Raw genomic sequence first — 18530 nt, 5'->3', positions numbered from 1 at the left:
GCCGCTGCGGACGCCGCGCGTTCAGAAGTCCGGATCGAAGGCGATGCCCGGACGCAGGAAGCCGGGTGTCGGCGGCGTGCCCCAGAGATTAAGCCAGCGACCGGCCAGTCCTTCAGAAATGTCCCAGGTCCGGGGCTCGTAGGTCGAGTCATTGTCGATACGGTCGAGTTCGATAGAATTTTCAACCAGGCAGCCATGCGGATCGGCGTAATAGGTGAAGATGTTTCCGCCCGCTCCGTGTCGGCCGGGCCCCCAGACCAGGGCCCTGTCCTTCAGCGTCAGATTGTCGGCGATTGCCGCGAGATCCTCAAGCGAATGGAGATCGAAGGCGTAATGGTGCAATCCGCTCTCGCCCGGCCCCATGGCGATCGTGTGGTGAAACCCGTCTTCGGCCCGATACCAGCGCAGGCCGTCCTCCCTGGTCTGGTCGGACAGCTTCATGCCGAGAACCTTCTCGCAGAACTCGCCGAAGGCGAGCGTATCCGGCGCGAAAGCGTTGATATGCTCGATGCGGCGGGGGCGCGCCCCCGGGGTCGAATAATTGTAGCGGCGCGGCTGGTTGCGGGCGATCGGCGTGTGAACCTCGAAGATCGTACCGCCCGGCGCGACAAGGCGCACGGCCTTTTCATAATGCTTTCCGAGCGGCTTGTCGTCGAGCACCGTGAGACCATCGGACAGGGCACGGCGCTTTACTTCGTCGACAGCATCGCTGCCGACCGCCTCCAGCCCGCAGGCGACCGCCTTGCCGTCGCCCTTGACGTAAGTCACCTCGTGATGGCGATCGTTGCTCGAGAGATAAACCGTGTCGTCTTCCTGCTCGGTGATGCGAAGGCCGACGACGTCGCAAAGATCTTTAGCAGCACCGACTGGATCGGGCGAGGAGATGACCACATGTCCCATCTGTCGAATTAAGTATGTCATTTCGGTTCCTACTCTTGAATGAATGCTCGTTCCCGGCTCCCGGCTCCGCCTTCTTCTCTTTCGAGTTCGCAAACGGCCCTGACCCGCACCTTGTTGGGCTGTAGACTGTTTCCGGAGATGGTCTGGGCAAGCAGGTTCAGCCCCCATGTAACAAAGCCGCATGCCATGCGGCTCACCAATCGGAAGATCAAAAAGTCTCAGATCGCCGCGTCCAGTATTTTTCGGACCGATGGGCGTTCGCCGATCCGCTTCAAATAGGCGACGATTGCCGGCCAAGCCGAGAGATCGAGTTCGGCTCTGTCCGCCCAGCCCAGCACGACGAAAGCGTAGGCGTCGGCAATCGTGAAGGCCTCGCCGGCCAGATAAGGGCTATTGGCGAGACGGCCCTCGATCACCCCGAAGACCCGAGGAAGGAACATCGTCCTTGTCAAATCGCGATACTCCGCTGGCGTATTAGGCCGATTGAGCGGCGAGAACGTCTTGTGCAACTCGGTGGCGATGTAGTTTGTCCATTCGAGCACGCGATAGCGGTCAAATTCGCCGAGGGGCGGCAATAATCCTGAGGCCGGCACCTGATCGGCAACATATTGCATTATCACCGCGCCCTCCGTGAGGACCTCGCCATTGTCCAGAACAAGCGCGGGAACCTGTCCTTTGGGATTGACGTCCAGATAGCTCGTTCCGTCCCCGAGACTTTTTGTCCGCAGATCAACATCCACGAGGTCTACGGGTATGGCTGCTTCTTCCAGAACGATCCGCGAGGCGGTCGAGCAGGCTCCGGGAACCTGGTATAGTTTCATGTACTCACTCCAGTTATCTTTCTTGTGGTATCAATGTTGCGGCGGCGCGATCTTGTTGACGCTGCTCCAGTGCTCGGACAGCTTGCCGTCGCGAATGCGGAAGGCATCAAATACGAAATGGTCGTACATCCTGCCGCTGCCATCCGGCTCGGGCTGGGGAAGATGGGCGGCGATGACCACCATGTCTCCTTCGGCGATGATGAAGGCCGGAGAAATACGCATCTCTTCAGGCTCGGGAATCGGGCCGTCGGGAAAGATGGTCCTGACGAAGTCTTCGAGCCCGGATAGACCACTCGGAATGTGATCGCAGTGCTGGCGATAGTCCTCGGTAACGAAGTCCCTCACCGCGTCTGGATTCTGGCCGTCGAAAACACGGCGGTAGAAATCCCGAACGAGGCGCTTGTTGCGTTCCAGCTGTTCCTTATTTTCCTGTTCCATATTTTCGTCCTGTTCGTGTGCGCGCACGACTTTTATGGTCGGCGCAATGGGGAGAGCCCGAGTCCTCCGCTGATGTCGAAGGCAAGGGTCGCGTAAAACACGAAACCGTCCTTCTGCCGGCTGGTGGAATAGTCCGCGAGCGCGGAAGTGTTAGGGTTCACCATGTATGCAGCGCCAATGTCGAGGATTCCCCGTTCGAAGAGCCCAATGCTTCCATGGACATCGAACATGAACGTGTCACGGGGCTGCTCCTCATCGATGCCGGAAAAGAATAGTCGCGCGTTTCGCTCGTATTGCGCACGCTTCTCGCTCAGTCCGATATAGTGGATGGATGCGCCGATGGTGGCGAGCGGATTTTGCGACCAGAAGCCGGAATATTCGACGCCTGCATAGGCTTCCCACGGATAGGCCTGACCATCACCGAATGTATGAAAAACCCCACCATACAGCGCGATGTGCTCTGGAATGGGGTCTGTGCCGGGTGCGCTCCAGACCACCTTGCGGACCTGGCCGTAGACGCCAGGGGTACCTTCATGTTCAACGATCGTCGGCGTGGCGCCAAAGGTTGGATTACCCCAACCGGAGTTGTAAAGCGCATCTTCGTATCGCGAGGAACGATAATAAGCACCCACCTCGTACTTCAATGGCTTGGGGCTGTCGAAGAACGATTCTTCGTGGGTGAGGTTCGCGACGGCGATGAAGCCGTCCGCATCGCCTTTACTCCAATCCCAACCGCTTCCCTCCTGCCAGTTATCCTGATTGTCCTCGATGATCCCAAAGCCCACAGCCGTATTGGGGTTGAACTTGTAGGCTGCTCGCCCGCCCCAGACAGCCAACGATTCTCCTGGCATGTTGAGCGTGATCGCCAGTGTAGAATTCAGGCACCCCAACCCGCCACAGAACCCGCGCTTCATGAAGTCCTGGGACAAGCCCATTCTACCCGCTTCGATCTGAAGCCGGTCATCCATGAAATCCGCTTCGAGCGTCAGCCGCGTCAGATCGGTGCGAGAGTCGACGACCGGGACGGGAAAGAATGCATTCGACAGGTCGAACAGGTAGTTGTCGACGTTGTAGGACGGGTAGTTGATCGTCTCCACCCATTTAACCCTGAGATCGGGTGTCAGGTTCCCTGTAGCGCCGAAGATGAACATGCCGTAATTCGCTGAAGATCCTCCTTCGAAGCCAAAGGACGGAGCTTTTTGGTAGATGTTCACGTAATCAAGGTTGATATCGATGCCATTGTCGTGAAGCCACTGACCGGTCGTCGATAAGGGGCCGACGAAGACAGGCTCTTGAATCCCACCGATTGGATTGATCGCCGGCACGGTGATCGCAAGGCCGGCGTCGTCTGCTGACGCCGTGACCACACTCATAAGAACAGCCGGTATGGCATAGCTGAACCGAAGGCGCATTTTCCCCTCCCAAGGATGATTGACCTGTGTCATTAGCCGGCCACTTTTCCGGCCTGGTTCCTGTCGGTGTTCGAAAGTTTTGGAGGCGAGGCGAGCAAAATGCCGAGTGACGCAACCACGCAGAGCCCGAGGATGACGTTGAACATCAAGCCATATGATCCTGTCTGGTCGAAAATCGCACCGGCACCGGCGGCTCCCGATGCTGCGCACAGAGTGGATACCGGCATCATCGAGCCGAACATCGACGGAAAGGATTCCCTGCCGAAATAGTTGCCCAGCAACGCCATAAGGCAGACTTGCGAAGCTCCATAACCGACGCCGGCGGGGATAGCGTATAACCAGATTCCGGTGAATCCCTGGGGGTGCATCAGCAGGAAAAACCCGACCGCGACCAGTGCCATGCCTCCAGCGGCAATGATTGCCGGCGATATGCGGTCTCCCATTATTCCCGCCGTCATATTACCGATGAACGATGCAATGATAGTGATCGCCATCGCCATCGCGGTTTCGGTAGAGGAAAAGCCGATATCCTGTAAATGGACGACCCCGTGTGCCATCAGGAAAACCCAGGCGACACCCGCGACACTCATATAGGCAAGTATGAGCCAATAGGATCTCGTCTTTACCGCCTGCTTCAAGGTCCAGTGAATCCGGCTCTTGAAAACATTCGTGTCGCCCGGCATATCAGTTCCTGTCGGATTATGGGCGATGAGGCGCTCGACATGTCGCTCGTTGAGAACCAAGCGTGCCGTCAAAAGGGCAATCACCGAAAGTCCCGCAATGACCCACCAGCCAAGACGCCAATTGTTGTTCGACACTGCCAGCAGTCGATCGAGCGCGGGCGGCGACAGAAAGCCGCCGAACTCAATCGCCGACAGCACCACCGAAACCGCAAGCGCCCGACGAACATGAAACCACCGGGCGATTGCCGCCTGGGCCGGCAGCATGCCCGCGACGCACACGCCGGTCCCGACGATCACACCGAAAGCGACAACATATTGCCAGCCCGTGTTGACGAACGCAGCCATGATGACAGACCCGACAAGCAGAACGGTACAGCCGAACGTGACTGTGCGTTGATACCCGAACTTCCGTATGAAAATTGCGACGACCGGGCCTTGGAAGCCCATCATCATGACGAACATGCCGAAACCCAATCCAAAGACTGAGCGATCGAGATTGAGATCGACGATCATCTGGGCATTGATGACGGAAATGCCGGCGCTCGGCACCGCCACGACCAGAAGCACTACAAGCCACAGCGCGCTTAACACTCGCCAGGCGTCAGCGCTGTATTCGAAACCTCGTGCCGCCGGCCTATTGACGGCATGCACCCTCACTCCCTGTTCCAACGTCTTTCCTCCTCTTCAAGTAAGCCCACGCAGCCTCCAACTGCGCGGATAGGGACTTAAAGCACCGCGGTTGTCTGCGACCGGCCGGACTGGCCGCTCACAAACACCGGGAACGGTTCCCCATGATCCGTCGCATAAGATCTCCGCGGCCGGATCGAGATAGATGATGATGCCGTCGCGCAAGCTATTGCGTAGGTCGCGGGCAAACCGCGTCGATGGATTTCACCATACTCCCTGTTGCGGGCCTCTCTCCTTCTTGAATGACCCGCACAGCCTCCAACCGCGCGGGTACAAACTTAGGGCACCGGCGCCGACTGCGCCCGGTCGGGCAGCCCGCCCGCAAACATCGGGAACGATGCTATTCCCATGAGTTGTCGCCCGAAGATTTCTGCCGTTGGATCGAGGCGAACGGCACCGTGAAGCAGTGCGACGCGCGCGTCGCGAGCAAATCGCTGTACTGGATTATTTTCGCTAGCGGTCGCCGAACCGATGCTAAGCTGAAGCATGCCGATCACCCCGTCGAGCGAATTGGTGGCATAGACGGCTTCCATCATCATTGCCTGTTCCTGCTCGGGGGAAATCTCGATGCACTCCAGGGCATGGCGATCAAGCGTGTCGGCGTTGCGATAGGTGACTGCTTCCGCCATCTTGATCATGGCGTAGGCCTTGGCTGCACATACCTGCGTCGATGCCATTTCGGCGACTCGCGGATAGGGTAGATTGAATGGCTGTTGTTTCTTGGCCATCTCGATGTAGCATTCCAGCGCTCCTCGGGCCATTCCAAGGACAATAGCCATATGCGTAAGATTGGTTAAAAGCATGAGGCCGCGTGCGCCGAACTTGCTGGCGAATCCGCTGTAGCGCCGACGGGTCTCATCCATCCGCACCGGAAAGTCGCGCATGTCCATGAAGCGACGGTCCGGTACAAACTGCTCTTCCTTGACCGTCAGGCTGTTTGATGACGTCGCCTTCATGCCCATCACATGCCAGTTGTCGATGATCTCAACCTGATCGGCATTCAGGATGGCCATCGCGCGGCTCGACTGGCCCGGCACCTGTTCATAGTCGACGCCAACGGCAATCCACTTGGCATGCTTACAGCCGCTACCGAAATGCCACGCACCACTGACCATCCAGCCGCCCTCGACGCGGCGCGCGGAGCCCACCTTGGTCGCGAAGATCGAGGCTCCCGCTGCAAGTGGTCCAATCCATTCGCGACCGCAGTCGAATATCTCCTTTACGGCATCATCCGGAAAGGCGAGGATGTTGCGCAACCCACCCGCCACAAATATTATCCAGCCAGCAGCTCCGTCGCCGCGTGCGACTTCGCTGACAATTTCCACCACATCGCGCGCACCGAGTGCAAAACCATCAACGTCCTTCGGAAGCGTGAGGCGAAAGGCACCGATCCCATTGAGCGCCTCCAGGCTTTCCCGCGTCAGCGCACCAAGCGCTTCCCCCTCCAGGGCGTTCTTGCGCAAAAGAGGAACAAGGTCGGCCGCCTTTTTGCGGATCTCACGACCCACGTCAGTGGTATACGGAGATTCTAATGCGCCTGAGTTCGCGCATCGATCGAGCGATTTGATGGTCATATTCATGATTTTCCCTCATTTTGATATGGCCGCTGCTTGCCTGCGGTCAAACTGTGGACAGCGGCAAGCACGAATGAAAGTCTCGGCGAAGCCAAGCCACCGGCGCCCCACAGTCATCTTCTACCGACGCCGAAAGAACTCGGCCAATGAGAAGCTGATGGTCTCCGGCTACCTGTGCGGTATCGAGAATGCATTCGAATGAAGCGTCAAATCCCGAAAGGATCGGAACGCCGGTCGCAGAAAGCCTGCAGGGAACGCCGTCGAACTTGGTCCTCGATCCCGATGCAAATTGCAGTGCGAGATCACGGTTTGGCTCAGATACAATGTGTACTGCAAAGTGCTGAAATCGCAAAATGGCGGCTAATGTCTTCGAAGATTGCGTGAGACCAAAAGCGACCAATGGCGGATCAAGAGAGAGAGAATTGAAGGAACTGACCGTTGCGCCTGTGAACTGATTGTCAGCTGATACGCTTGTAACGATCACGACGCCGGAAGGCAGCCTTCCAAAGGCTGCTTTCAGCAGTTCCTTATTGGGAGACCCTTCTAAACACGGGTCGTATTGTCGATCACCGGAAACTGCACACTGCTCTGATCTCATCAACACCTCCCATGTTGCTTACATGTAGCTTAGTGCTAAAATATCTTCTGTCAAGCGCTCTTCAACGCATGCAATAGCCATCGTCGGGCGGTCGGTGATTTGCGCATGGTGCTCGGCTTTGCTACGACTGGGAACGTTCGGAGATTTACCTTAGATGTTTGATACGAGTGACCCGCCCAGTCCCCAGGCCCAGAAGGTCTTTGATGATCTTGTGCGACAATGGGAAAGTGATTTTCCCGGTGATGACAGTTCACCAATAGCAATCGCCATGCGAATACGACATTTATATTTGTTGGATCAGGAATCGTTGCAGATGATCCTTGTCCCATTCGATGTCGGAGTTGGGGAAATTGACGTTCTCACTCATCTCGCTCAGCGCCCCGAGAACCGTCCGCTGCGGCCGAGCGATCTGGCGAGCCTTTGTATGGTGACAACCGGCGCCATGACTGGACGACTGGCCCGATTGGAACAGAAATCTTACCTCACTCGTGTCCCCCATCCGTCCGACAGACGCACGATCTACGTCGAGATAACCGAGGCTGGCCGGGAGCTATTAAACCGAACGAGAGCGGAAGTGGCGAGGGAGTCCCATCTTCTTCAGGGGATTCGCGCGCTGGAAAACTCAGAACGCCAGAACCTCATCAAAACACTATCGAAGTTGATTTCCATTCTGCCATCCTAAGTTTCGTGGAAAGGGATCCAATCGCGTGGGGCGATAGCAAAGCAAACCGGGGAGAGGATTCCCGATCCTGTCCCCGGCGTGGCGGGATATGAATCCGCTGATGGATTGGCATTGCCGAGGTCCACAAGTAGCAATGATGGTGAATCCTGGCGGGGACAGGATAGCAAGAGCGTCCCGGCCAGCTTGGTGAGCATCCGCGCAGCGCTTCGCGAAAGGTTTTTCAAACCCGGGTGTTGCTTTATGCACAACTTCATCAACCTGCTCAGCCGGTCGACCTTTTGGACGCGCACCCGTACCGTACAATGAGATTGGAAATTCTGTCCACGGCAGCCACAGCTGCAGGATGATCTTGCGAAAAATTGAGCCGCATGCTGGTCAATGTGTGCGGACTGAACTCGCTGCCCGGGGTGACGATGACATCCGCCTGATACCGCAGGATTCTCACGAAGTCGGTAGGCGAGACCGAAAGCGGCGGCAATTGCGGGAAGAGGTAGCTTCCAGCTTGAGAAGAACGGACGCGTACGCCATCAACAGCCCTGAACCGCCCCAGAAGATCGTCGCGGATTGCCTGATGCAGTCTGATGCGCTCGTCCATCCAGCCGTCCGGCTCGGCAAACCAAGTGTTGAGGACCGCCTGATTGTAGCCTGCCGCGCGCAGCGAGACAATCGCCTGCAGCCGCTCCATCCGTTCGATGATCCGCGATGCTCCGAATGCGACGCCGAGCCTGTAGCCGCTGAGCGACTCCGTCTTCGAGGGTCCCATGATTGTCACGACATTCTCAGGGTTGACGCTGTCAGCGGCACGCAGATGGGTGTAGCCGCCACCATTGTAGACGAGCCGCGAATAGAGCTGATCGGCGATGACCGTCGCGTCATAACGGCTCGCGAGTGCGGCGATTTGACCGATTTCCTCGGGAGAATAGACCGCTCCCGTCGGATTATTGGGGTTTGAGAATATGAAGACCCTGGCACCCGACCTGAAAGCGTCGTCCAGTTGATCGAGATCGAGACCAGCGCGACTTTCTTCCTTCAGATAATCGAGCTGAACGGGGACCATCTTTCCGTCGAAGAACTCCACGAGCTTGCGGTTGGCAAAATAGTCGGGCTGGACGATCGCCACCTTGTCGCCCGCGCTGACAGTTGCGGCAACCGCCAGAAACAATGCGCCCTGCGTGCCGGGTGTGACGATGACCTCATCGCCGCCGTGGACAGGGGCGCCGGTAAACGCGGCAAGCCGTTCGGCAAGAGTCTCACGGATCTCCTTCTTGCCGCGATATTCCGTGTAAGCCTGTTTTCCTCCTTCCCTGACGCCGTTGGAAAAGCGCTCGAAGGCGCCAGGTGTCGGCGAAAATGCGTCGACATCGCCGTGCGAGAAATCGACCAACCGGCCGACAAGCTTTTCGCCCCTGAGCAGGCTGTCGAGCGCGACCGGCTTCTGCCGGACCTCCTGGCCCGGGGCATTGTCGGTTGCCAGTTTCTCGAATTTTTCAATAACTGAAGTCATAGGGTCGGTTCCTTGGGTGTTGACGGGTTCCTTGCGCCGGTTCCGTGCGCTCAGACGGGCAACACGGTCCTGAAGAATTGCGGGTCCACATTGCCGCCGGACGCGACCACGGCGATGGCGTCGCCGGCGATCAGGTCCTTGCGAAAGAGCGCGGCCGCCAATGCGACCGCGCCGCCCGGCTCTACGACAATCTTGAGATGCGTGAAGGCGTGCATCATGGCGGCACACACTTCCTCATCGCTGACGGAAAGGCCCGGACCACATAACCGCTGCAGGATCGGGAAGGTCATCTCTCCTGGTCGGGGCGTCACGATGGCGTCGCAGATTGACGGCGGATATCCCTCGTTGCCAAGGAGCGTCCTTGCGGCGAGTGAGCGGGCCACATCGTCATAGTCTTCCGGCTCGCATGTGCGCACCCTCAGATCGGGTGCAGCCTGCTCAAGCGCCAACGCAATGCCGGAACTCATGCCGCCTCCGCCGCACGGCACAAGGACGTCACCGGCATGGACACCTTCCGCTTTGAGCTGGCACGCAAGCTCAAGTCCGATCGTGCCCTGGCCCGCGATCACCTGAGGATCGTCAAAGGGGCGGATCAGCGTCAGGCCGCGTTCACCGGCGAGCCGTCGTCCTAAGGACTCACGGTCTTCCGCCTTGCGATCATAAAGCACGACCTCGGCCCCATAGGCGCGGGTGTTGGCGATCTTGGTTTTTGGCGCATCGGCCGGCATGACGATGACGGCGGGGATGCCGTGCATCCTGGCGACGAGCGCAACACCCTGGGCGTGATTACCGGAGGAAAAGGCGATGACACCACGGTAGCGGGTATTCTGCGGGAGAGCGGAAACGGCTGAGCACGCGCCACGAAACTTGAAGGAACCTGTCTTCTGCAGGCATTCGGCCTTCACGTATACTCGCCTTCCGGCCACTTCATCAAGCAGCGGCGAGTTAAGGAGCGGCGTGAGGCGTGCCTTTCCCTTGATGCTTTCGGCCGCCGCCTTGATCAATGCTATATCTGTCAAACTCTCGTTCCTCTGTCGACGCTGGAAAAGCTCGGCGCAGAACACGCCAAAGCAAAGGGCGCTCAGGCGATCGTCAGGCCGCCACGCGCAAGGATGCGCCGCACCGAGCCGATGGCCGAACGAGGTGTGTAGGCACCGGTAACGCCACCAAGCGACTGTGACGAGACGCGGATATCCCATGTGAACCCCTGCCCCGTCACCTCAACACGGTGCTCCATCGCTTCTTGACCAGGGACGGCGACAACCCGACTGACGGTCCTGTCGAAACCTATCCCGGCAAGTGCGATCGCAGCATGAACATTCACATTGCGCGGAAACCGCGCGCAGACATCGCGTGCCGCCCCTTCGAAGACGACACCTTCGACCGCGTCATCCATGCCGAGGCTCTTGCCGCTCTTCGCCGTGGTGATCGTGACCGTCTCTATGACGTCACGCCCGTCGGCAAGACCGTCGAGCGCCAGAATCGCTCCATGCGGAACGTAGTAACTGAAGCCGGACGTGCCACTCGCCCGCCGGATCGCCGCTTCGGTGCCCCGATCAGCCAATGCGGTGCAACTGAAGCCGCAGACATTGCCGTTTTGCAACATGGTCGGCGCCACGCGGGCAAGTACTTCGGGCAATGCCGCCTCGATCACCAGATCCACCGGGCGCGCTGACGCTTCGTCGACATCAGTCAGGACTGCCCCCGAAAAGGAACCGAGATCGCGGTCGCCGCGCCGACCGGAAACCAGCACGTAGTCAACCTCGGCTAGCCTCGATGTGACCAGGTCTTCCAATATTGCCCGGCCGATAGTTCCTCCGCCGATAATCCCTACCCGATAACGTGTCTTGTCCATCGCTCTCACCTTCCGTCCGATTACTACTGTATTGCCGTATGGTTGTTCACGGCGTACGCCCGGTGCCGAAACCGTTCCAGCCGAAAGGGGATCGGATTGGCGATCGGCCGGTCACCCGTCACCAGGTCGGCCGCCAGATGGCCAGCGCCCGGTCCTATGCCGAAGCCATGTCCGGTAAAGCCGGAGGCGATCAGCAACCCTGGCGTTGCCTCGACTTGCGAAATCACCGGCACGGCGTCGGGAGTGACGTCGATCAACCCCACCCAGTTCTCCAGCATTGTAAGCTCGGCGATCCGCGGAAACGTCTGAGCCGCCGTCCGCCAGGCACTTCGGATCACCCAACGTGAGGGAGCGGATCCATGATGCGCGATCTCTCGACCGATGATGCCGCCTCCGATAACAGCAACATCGCTCCGCTTCGGCAACGTCACGTCCGTTTCAGTCCGATCCGGGTAGACGGGCATATTCGCTATCCGCAATAGAATGCCGCGAGGCTTTACATCAGGCTCGGAAGCCAGAGAGCGATCTGAGGGAATACCGCGAGAATGGCGGTTCCCAGGCACAGCAGCGCAAAGAACGGCATCGCGGCAGAGAGAGTGCGCTCGAACGTTTGTCCCGTGAGCCCCTGCAGAATGTTGATGTTGAGACCAACCGGTGGGGTGATCGAACTCAACTCGATCATGATGACCAGAAAAATACCGAACCAGATCGGATCGAGCCCTACGCTCACGGCCATCGGGAGGACGATTGGCACCGTCATCACGGTCATCGACGGGCCGTCCAGGAAAGTCCCCAGGATGATATAGAAGACGACGAGGACGACGAGCAGCCCGTATTGGCCGAGGTCAAAGGAGGCAATATATGCGGTCAGTGCCTCGGGGATATGCAGATAGGCGATCGTGGCTGAAACGAAACCTGACGCGAAGACGAGAACGCTGATCATCGCTGACATGCGCACTGTCGAATACAAGGCCTCGACAAACATGGCGACAGAAAACTGTCGGGTTGCCATCGCGACAACGATGGCGCCGGCAGCACCTACGGCCCCTGCCTCGGAAGGGGTCGCAAGGCCGGAATAGATCGACCCCAGGACAATGAAGATCAGGATGAGGAAAGGCATCAGCTTGGCAATGCCTTCCAGGATACTGCCAGCCTCGTCCTCGGAAGCAGCTTCCGGAGCCAGCTTCGGGTTGATCAGAACACGCAGGATGATGTAGCCCGAGTAAAGAGCAGCAAGCATGATACCTGGAAGCACACCGGCGACGAAGAGCTTGGCGATGGACACTTCGGCGAGAACGCCGTAGATGATCATCGCAACGGAGGGCGGGATCATCAGTCCGAAAGTGCCGGCTCCCGCCAGCGACCCGGAAGCAAGCGTGACGTCGTAGCCGCGGCGCATCAGTTCAGGGATCGTGATCCGTCCGACCGTAGCGGTCGTTGCCGTCCCGGAACCGCTGATAGTGGCAAAGAGCGTGCAACCAAGGACATTGGTGTGCAGCAAGCCGCCCGGAACAAGCCTGGTCAGCGGCGCAATTCCGTTGAAAAGGCGTTGCGAGATATCCGTGCGAAACACGACGTCGCCCATGAAAATGAACATGGGCACGGCCGCAAGCTCCCAGGATATGGCGCCTGACGACACGACCCGGAAGGCAATGGAGCCCACCCGGTCGAGCGGAAACCCCTGAATGAAATAGAGCGCAATGAAACCGGTCAGCAACAGACCGGAGAAGATCCACACGCCCGTGGCGAGCACGAGGCAGATAACCACGCAAAGAACAAGCGAAGCGACGATCGGTGTCATGTTGGTTCCTCAACGGCGTGATTCAGAGTTCCAGGTCAGACTCTTCCGACACGCCGTCGGTGAAGAGCTCAATCAGACGCACGAGCAGATGAAAGATCAGCAACGCGAAGCCGCTCAGGAAGATAACGTCGGGTATCCATAGCGGGATCGGGATGAAGTGCTCGCTCAGCCGTCCGCCAATAAAATTGCGCAGCATGCTGCGATAGCCATAAAAGACCAGCAGGCCGGACATGAAAATCGTGAACAGGACCGAGAAGAAATCGAGGATCCACTTGCCTCGCCTGCTTACGTTCCGTCGCACGATGGTGACGCGGATCATTGAGCTTTTTTCCGTTGCCCAGGCCATGGACAGCATCGTCGCTGCTGCAAGCCCGTAACCGACAAGCACATCGGTCATGTAAGTGGAACGCGAAAAGAACCGCAGTCCGACCTCGGTCAATATCAGCAGAACCATTCCGACGAGTATGACCGCCGCTATGGTTGCCCCGATCCGGTTCAAGCCGGTCGACACGGCCCTCAGTGCAGCGAACCACGGGGGTGAATGATCGAAGGGTTGGGAGTTATCGGTGGCCATAGTCTGATCCTTGGTTATGCAAAAGGAGGCCAGGGCAGGTCGTCTCGATCGACGCCTGCCCTCTCCCGCTCAGGCCTTTGCCGCATCGAAAGCAGCCAGGATCTTTGTGCCCCGATCGCCCATTTTTTGAAGCCAGTCTGCTTTCGTTTGCTCCCCGGCCTTTTGAAGGGCGGCGAGCACCTCGGGAGACGCTGTACGAACTACCCTGTATTTATGGGCTTCCAGCTTGGTATAGCTTGACTCGATGCTCTCGTTGACGAGCGTCCAGGCGTAATCGTCCGTCAGGGCGGACACGTCCTGAAACGCATCGCGTGCCTTTTGCGAAAGCTCGCCGTAGGCATCCTTGTTTGCATGCGCCATGAAGAGCGGCATGACGTAGTTGAGTGCCGTGAATGTGTTGAGATAGTCCCAGAGGCTTAACTGCACGCCGGCCTCCGCCGACGACAGCACCGCGTCGATACCGTTGGTGGAAAGCTGCGGAATGAGATCCCCGAAAGCGATCTGCAGGGGAGAGACGCCGGCTGCAGCGAAAGTCTTCGTTCCGATAGCGTCGTAGGTGCGCAGCCGCAGCCCCTTCAACGAGGCAACGGTCTCAAGGGGAACTTTCGAATGAACGCCATTTGGTGCATTCGGCACGGCAAACAGCACGATCATGTCATTGTCTTCGAAGAGCTTTGCGAATTCCGGCTTGGAAATCTTCCAAAGCAGCCGTGCTTCGTTCAGGTCCTTGACGAGAAAAGGGATGGAGGTCAGTTCAAACAGGGCATTCTGGCCACCGAGTTGGCTCGTCTGGGTAATCGCCAACGGGACAGAATTGTCCTGGACAGCGTCGAAATGATCGACGGAGCGGAAGCCCAACGTCTTGCCACCATGATAGACGATTTCGAGTTCATCACCGACGCGCTTCTTCATCTCATTGACGAAGAAAGTGCTGACCTGCCCGGTCATGCCGGTGAGGTTGTACTCGTCGGACATATCCCAGGTCCTCTTGGCCCCTTGTGCGAAGCCCGGGAGTGACGACATGGCCATGCCGGCCGCGAAGCTGGCCGTAACCTTGAGAATTTGCCTTCTGTGAATGTTCATTTCCGTTCCCCTTATTGGTCTGAAGCTCTCGCAAGGAGAAGCTATGCCGCGGTTGAAATTTGAACTTGTGGCCTTGAACTGGATGATGACTGGTTCTTCAATTCACCTCTTGTTTCTTGCTCTTGGGAGTACTGGCCTGCTTTCAAAAGACCGCCTTCACTCGATCTCTTCCAACTGCGCCGGATAGTGACTTTCCAGGTATTCGCGCGAAAAAAGCCCGTCGAGCATGTCCGTCCTTACAGCCTGCGTCTGACGCCCGGACGGGTGGCCATAGCCGCCTGCACCGGCCGTCTGCATGACGATTGCCTGATCGGTTCCGACAGTCACTTTCGGGATCTTGTTCGGCAGGCGGGTCGAGCTTCCGTCAGCGTTGCGGATCGAAAAGCCGCCCATTTCACCGGGCTGGCCCCCGAACACCCCCCAGGGGTGGTTCGTGAAGCGCTCGCCCGTTCCGCCGAATGTGCAGGCCTGACCGAGAGGTCGAATGACCCGCCGAAGGCCGCAGCCGCCCCGATAGCGTCCCGCACCGCCGGAATTCTCCACCACGGCATATTCCTCGACGAGCAACGGAAATTCCCGTTCCAGCGCCTCCACCGGCGTGTTGGCGGTATTGGTCGTATGCACCTGGACCGCATCCTTGCCGTCCTTGTCAGGGCGCGCACCGAATCCGCCACCCATCGTCTCAAAGAAGTAGAACGGCTTGCCGGTACGATGATCGGTGCCGTAAATGTAGACGCCGGTATTGGCGCCGTTGGAGGCCGCGACCACCTTTTCCGGCAAGGCCTGCGCAAGCGCACCGATCATGATGTCGACCACACGCTGGTCGGTGGTCGATCGGTTTGTAACCGAGGCGGGAAACTCGGCACGCACGATCGAACCGCTGGGAGCGACGATGTCAACCGTCGAGAAAAGCCCATAATTACTGGGGATCTGCGGATCCAGAATACATTTCAGCACGTAGATGACGGTCGCGACAGTATCGGCCCAAGGCGAATTGATGTTGCCAGCGGTCTGTGGGGCCGATCCTTCGAAATCCACGAGCAGCCGGTCGGATGTCTTGACGATCCGTACCGACAGGGGAATGTTCTCGTTACCCATGCCATCGTCATCAACGACGTCGGAAAAACTGTATTCACCTTCGGGGATGGCTTCGATCGCCTTTCGCATACGTTGGCTGGTGCGTGTGATGATCTCATCGAACGCGGCCACCACATACCGGACCCCGTATCGCTGACACATTTCCTTCAGGCGCTTGGCGCCGAGTGCAACGGCTGCGAACTGGGCATTGTAGTCGCCTTTACGCTCTTCCGAACGGCGCACGTTGAGCAGCAATAACTCGAAAATCTCATGATTGAGTTCTCCTCGGGAGAACAGGCGCAGCATGGGGATCCGCAGCCCTTCCTGGAAAATCTCCGTCATACCGGCCGACGAGCCGCCAACGCTGGCACCGCCAATGTCGGCGTGATGCGCAGTCGTGCTGCTGAATCCTATAAGTTCACCATCAAAGAAAACGGGAGACGAGATGCAGATGTCGGGTAGGTGCGTGCCTGACGCGGCATACGGATCGTTGGCCACGAAGACGTCGCCTTCATGAATGTCGCCGCCGTATTTCTCAACGATCTTCGCGACAGTGCCGGACATGGCGCCGACATGCAGCGGCAGGGACTTCTGGGCCTGCATAATCAGTCGGCCATGTGCGTCGAACAGTGCTGTCGAATGGTCGTGCCGTTCTTTGATGTTCGTGGAAAAGGCACTTTTCTGAAGGGCGGCGAAGGTCTCGTCCGCCACCGAACGCAAGGCATTCGACAGGATTTCCAGCGTGATGGGATCGTGAAGCGCGGTCTCGATTTCAGACATCCTGGCCAACCTTGATGATGATATTGCTGAACGTATCGACATGAGCGACATCGCCCGGAAAGATAACGGTGGTCGCATCCATCTGATCGATGACTGCCGGCCCGTCGATGATATCACCGGGTTCGAGGTCGGCGCGATGGAAGGCCGGAGTACTGATGGTCCTGCCGATTGCGAAGCAGACGTCGCGGGATTGTGCCGCTTTTGGGCGGCGCTCGGAGGTTATCGCTTTCCTGGGCGGCCGGGCGACGCCGAGCGGCGCATGCGCCACAGCCCTGAAATTGACGATTTCGACAACGCCCTGCCGGTCGGCGAAACCGTATGCCCGTTCGTGGGCGACAAGGAAGCGCTGCTTGATTTCTGCCATCTGGGAAATCTCCAGTGCCCCGGCGCAGCGGGTTTGCCCAAGCGTGATGTTAAGTTCGTAGTTCTGTCCCCTGAAGCGAGCATCCACCGTGAGATCGATGCTTCTGTCGCAATGGGCGATCTGTTCGCGTTCGAACCACGCGCCGCAGGCGCTGACAAGCTCGCCAACGATCAAGGCGACAGGCTCCGAAGCCCCATCATCGCAAAGGACCGGATTGCTGACGACAAAGCTTTCCTGCAACTTCGCGTCCGTCAGCCCCTGGGCGCAGACGATCCCCGGAGCCAGAGGCACGATGATCTCGCCGATGCCAAGTGCAACGGCGACATCACGGGCATGCAGCGCGCCGGCGCCGCCAAAGGGCATCAGGGCAAAGCGGCGCGGGTCGTGGCCCCGTTCAACCGACATCGTGCGAATAGCGCGCACCATGTTGCCGGTCATGATTTCCAAAACTCCAAGCGCCGTTGCCTCGACGGTTTTACCCATTGGATCGGCGACTGTTCTCAAGGCTTGCACGGCAAGCCCGCGGTCGAGCGTCATCTCGCCGTCGATTAGCGTCGCCGGCAAACGCCCGAGGATCAGATTTGCGTCGGAAACGGTCGGCAGAGTACCGCCGCGCTGGTAGCACGCGGGGCCGGGAACCGCTCCTGCGCTTTGCGGTCCGACCTTGAATAGACCGTCCGTATCGAACCAGGCGATGGAGCCGCCCCCTGCACCGACGGTGGCGATGTCGATCATCGGCAATCGGATCGGGAACCCGTCGACGTCACGGCCATTCGAAAGGTCGGCCGCGTTGTCGCGAATAAGAGCGACGTCGGCGCTGGTGCCGCCTATATCCAGGGTGATCACGTGCGGATATCCGGCCTCCTTGGCGATCTCTATGGCGCCGACGATTCCCGCCGCCGGGCCTGACAAGGCCATTCTGACAGGGAAGGCACGTGCGGTCGTCAGTGACATCAGGCCGCCGCTCGACTGGTTAATGCCTACCCTCGCATTTGGAACCGCCTTGCCGAGCGTATCAATGAGGGTCGTGATGTAGGCGTCAAGCCGTGGCTGCAAATAGGCGTTGACGACCGTGGTTGTGAAGCGCTCGAATTCGCGGAATTCCGGCTGGACCTCGCTGGACAGCGAGACGGCGACATCCGGTAGCGCCGCGCTGATCGCCGCACCGATCTGTCTCTCATGGTCCGGGTTAAGATACGAGAAGAGCAGGCAGACGGCGATGGCGGGGAGGTTTTCGCGGCGAATCTTTTCGATCACATCCGCGAGACTTTCACGGTCGACCGGCTTGTGAATCGTGCCGTCCGACATGATGCGCTCATCGATCTCGAAACGGTGACGGCGCGGAACGAGGGGAGCCGGCTGATCCAGATGGAGATCGAAGATTGCCGGACGGGTCTGTCGGCCGATTTCCAGAACGTCACGAAAGCCCTTGGTCGTCACAAGGCCGACTGGCGCACCCCGGCGCTGAATGAGGGCATTGGTAGCAACCGTGCTGCCATGGCAGAGGCGTGAGACCGTGGTGAGATCGATACCGTGCGCACGGCTCAACTCATCGAGGCCTCTGATGATCGCCCGGGCGGGGTCATCGGGCGTCGATGGACGCTTCCAGTACCGGCTCTCGCCACTACCGGCATTGAAAGCGAAAAAATCCGTAAACGTGCCGCCGACGTCTACACCGATAATCCAGTTCAATGAGG

At 58.7% G+C, this 18530-nt stretch carries 17 protein-coding genes; 1 reads left to right on the top strand and 16 read right to left on the bottom strand.

What is annotated here, in order from left to right; genetic code table 11:
- Window positions 1-21: 21 nt before the first annotated feature.
- The 7 genes from ACQZ5N_RS21555 to ACQZ5N_RS21525 form a co-directional block, all read right to left on the bottom strand.
- Complete coding sequence (locus ACQZ5N_RS21555) at window positions 22-921, bottom strand: VOC family protein (protein WP_425644219.1); 900 nt, start codon at window positions 919-921, stop codon at window positions 22-24.
- Window positions 922-1118: 197 nt separating this feature from the next.
- The gene (gene gstA, locus ACQZ5N_RS21550) at window positions 1119-1721 is read right to left on the bottom strand and encodes a glutathione transferase GstA (RefSeq protein WP_425644217.1); all 603 of its coding nucleotides are present in this window, start codon (window positions 1719-1721) and stop codon (window positions 1119-1121) included.
- Between the two features lie 30 nt (window positions 1722-1751).
- Window positions 1752-2159 (bottom strand): nuclear transport factor 2 family protein, encoded by a 408-nt coding sequence (locus ACQZ5N_RS21545; protein ID WP_448734057.1) that lies wholly within the window; start codon window positions 2157-2159, stop codon window positions 1752-1754.
- A gap of 32 nt (window positions 2160-2191) precedes the next feature.
- Complete coding sequence (locus ACQZ5N_RS21540; RefSeq protein WP_448734056.1) at window positions 2192-3571, bottom strand: carbohydrate porin; 1380 nt, start codon at window positions 3569-3571, stop codon at window positions 2192-2194.
- Window positions 3572-3603: 32 nt separating this feature from the next.
- Window positions 3604-4923, bottom strand: a complete 1320-nt coding sequence (locus tag ACQZ5N_RS21535) for an MFS transporter (RefSeq protein WP_448734055.1) — start codon at window positions 4921-4923, stop codon at window positions 3604-3606.
- A gap of 296 nt (window positions 4924-5219) precedes the next feature.
- Window positions 5220-6521 (bottom strand): oxidoreductase, encoded by a 1302-nt coding sequence (locus ACQZ5N_RS21530; RefSeq protein WP_448734054.1) that lies wholly within the window; start codon window positions 6519-6521, stop codon window positions 5220-5222.
- Between the two features lie 40 nt (window positions 6522-6561).
- On the bottom strand, window positions 6562-7113 hold the full coding sequence (locus tag ACQZ5N_RS21525) for a flavin reductase family protein (protein WP_448734053.1): 552 nt from the start codon (window positions 7111-7113) through the stop codon (window positions 6562-6564).
- A 154-nt stretch (window positions 7114-7267) separates the two neighbouring features.
- Here ACQZ5N_RS21525 and ACQZ5N_RS21520 point away from each other — a divergent pair, with 154 nt between their 5' ends.
- Window positions 7268-7795, top strand: a complete 528-nt coding sequence (locus ACQZ5N_RS21520; RefSeq protein WP_448734052.1) for a MarR family winged helix-turn-helix transcriptional regulator — start codon at window positions 7268-7270, stop codon at window positions 7793-7795.
- Between the two features lie 262 nt (window positions 7796-8057).
- Here the strand turns inward: ACQZ5N_RS21520 and ACQZ5N_RS21515 are convergent, their stop codons facing one another.
- From ACQZ5N_RS21515 to ACQZ5N_RS21475, 9 genes are all read right to left on the bottom strand, one after another.
- On the bottom strand, window positions 8058-9299 hold the full coding sequence (locus ACQZ5N_RS21515; RefSeq protein WP_448734051.1) for a pyridoxal phosphate-dependent aminotransferase: 1242 nt from the start codon (window positions 9297-9299) through the stop codon (window positions 8058-8060).
- A gap of 50 nt (window positions 9300-9349) precedes the next feature.
- Complete coding sequence (locus ACQZ5N_RS21510; RefSeq protein ID WP_448734050.1) at window positions 9350-10318, bottom strand: threonine ammonia-lyase; 969 nt, start codon at window positions 10316-10318, stop codon at window positions 9350-9352.
- Window positions 10319-10380: 62 nt separating this feature from the next.
- Window positions 10381-11154, bottom strand: coding sequence for an aspartate dehydrogenase domain-containing protein (locus tag ACQZ5N_RS21505; RefSeq protein WP_448734049.1), 774 nt, complete (start codon window positions 11152-11154; stop codon window positions 10381-10383).
- A gap of 23 nt (window positions 11155-11177) precedes the next feature.
- The gene (locus ACQZ5N_RS21500) at window positions 11178-11618 is read right to left on the bottom strand and encodes an NAD(P)/FAD-dependent oxidoreductase (RefSeq protein ID WP_448734048.1); all 441 of its coding nucleotides are present in this window, start codon (window positions 11616-11618) and stop codon (window positions 11178-11180) included.
- A 32-nt stretch (window positions 11619-11650) separates the two neighbouring features.
- Entirely contained in the window at window positions 11651-12955 is a 1305-nt protein-coding gene (locus ACQZ5N_RS21495; protein WP_425644195.1) for a TRAP transporter large permease, read from the bottom strand.
- A 22-nt stretch (window positions 12956-12977) separates the two neighbouring features.
- Window positions 12978-13529 (bottom strand): TRAP transporter small permease, encoded by a 552-nt coding sequence (locus ACQZ5N_RS21490; protein WP_425644193.1) that lies wholly within the window; start codon window positions 13527-13529, stop codon window positions 12978-12980.
- A gap of 69 nt (window positions 13530-13598) precedes the next feature.
- A complete protein-coding gene (locus ACQZ5N_RS21485; RefSeq protein ID WP_425644191.1) occupies window positions 13599-14612 on the bottom strand; it encodes a TRAP transporter substrate-binding protein in 1014 nt (337 codons plus the stop codon).
- A gap of 156 nt (window positions 14613-14768) precedes the next feature.
- Entirely contained in the window at window positions 14769-16469 is a 1701-nt protein-coding gene (locus ACQZ5N_RS21480) for a hydantoinase B/oxoprolinase family protein (RefSeq protein WP_425644189.1), read from the bottom strand.
- Entirely contained in the window at window positions 16462-18525 is a 2064-nt protein-coding gene (locus ACQZ5N_RS21475; RefSeq protein ID WP_425644187.1) for a hydantoinase/oxoprolinase family protein, read from the bottom strand. Before ACQZ5N_RS21475 ends, ACQZ5N_RS21480 begins: the two co-directional genes overlap by 8 nt.
- Between the last annotated feature and the right edge of the window lie 5 nt (window positions 18526-18530).

This window comes from Agrobacterium sp. 22-221-1 (assembly GCF_053522445.1).
The sequence above is the reverse complement of the archived record's forward strand: the minus strand, read 5'-3'. Positions and strand labels throughout refer to the sequence as shown.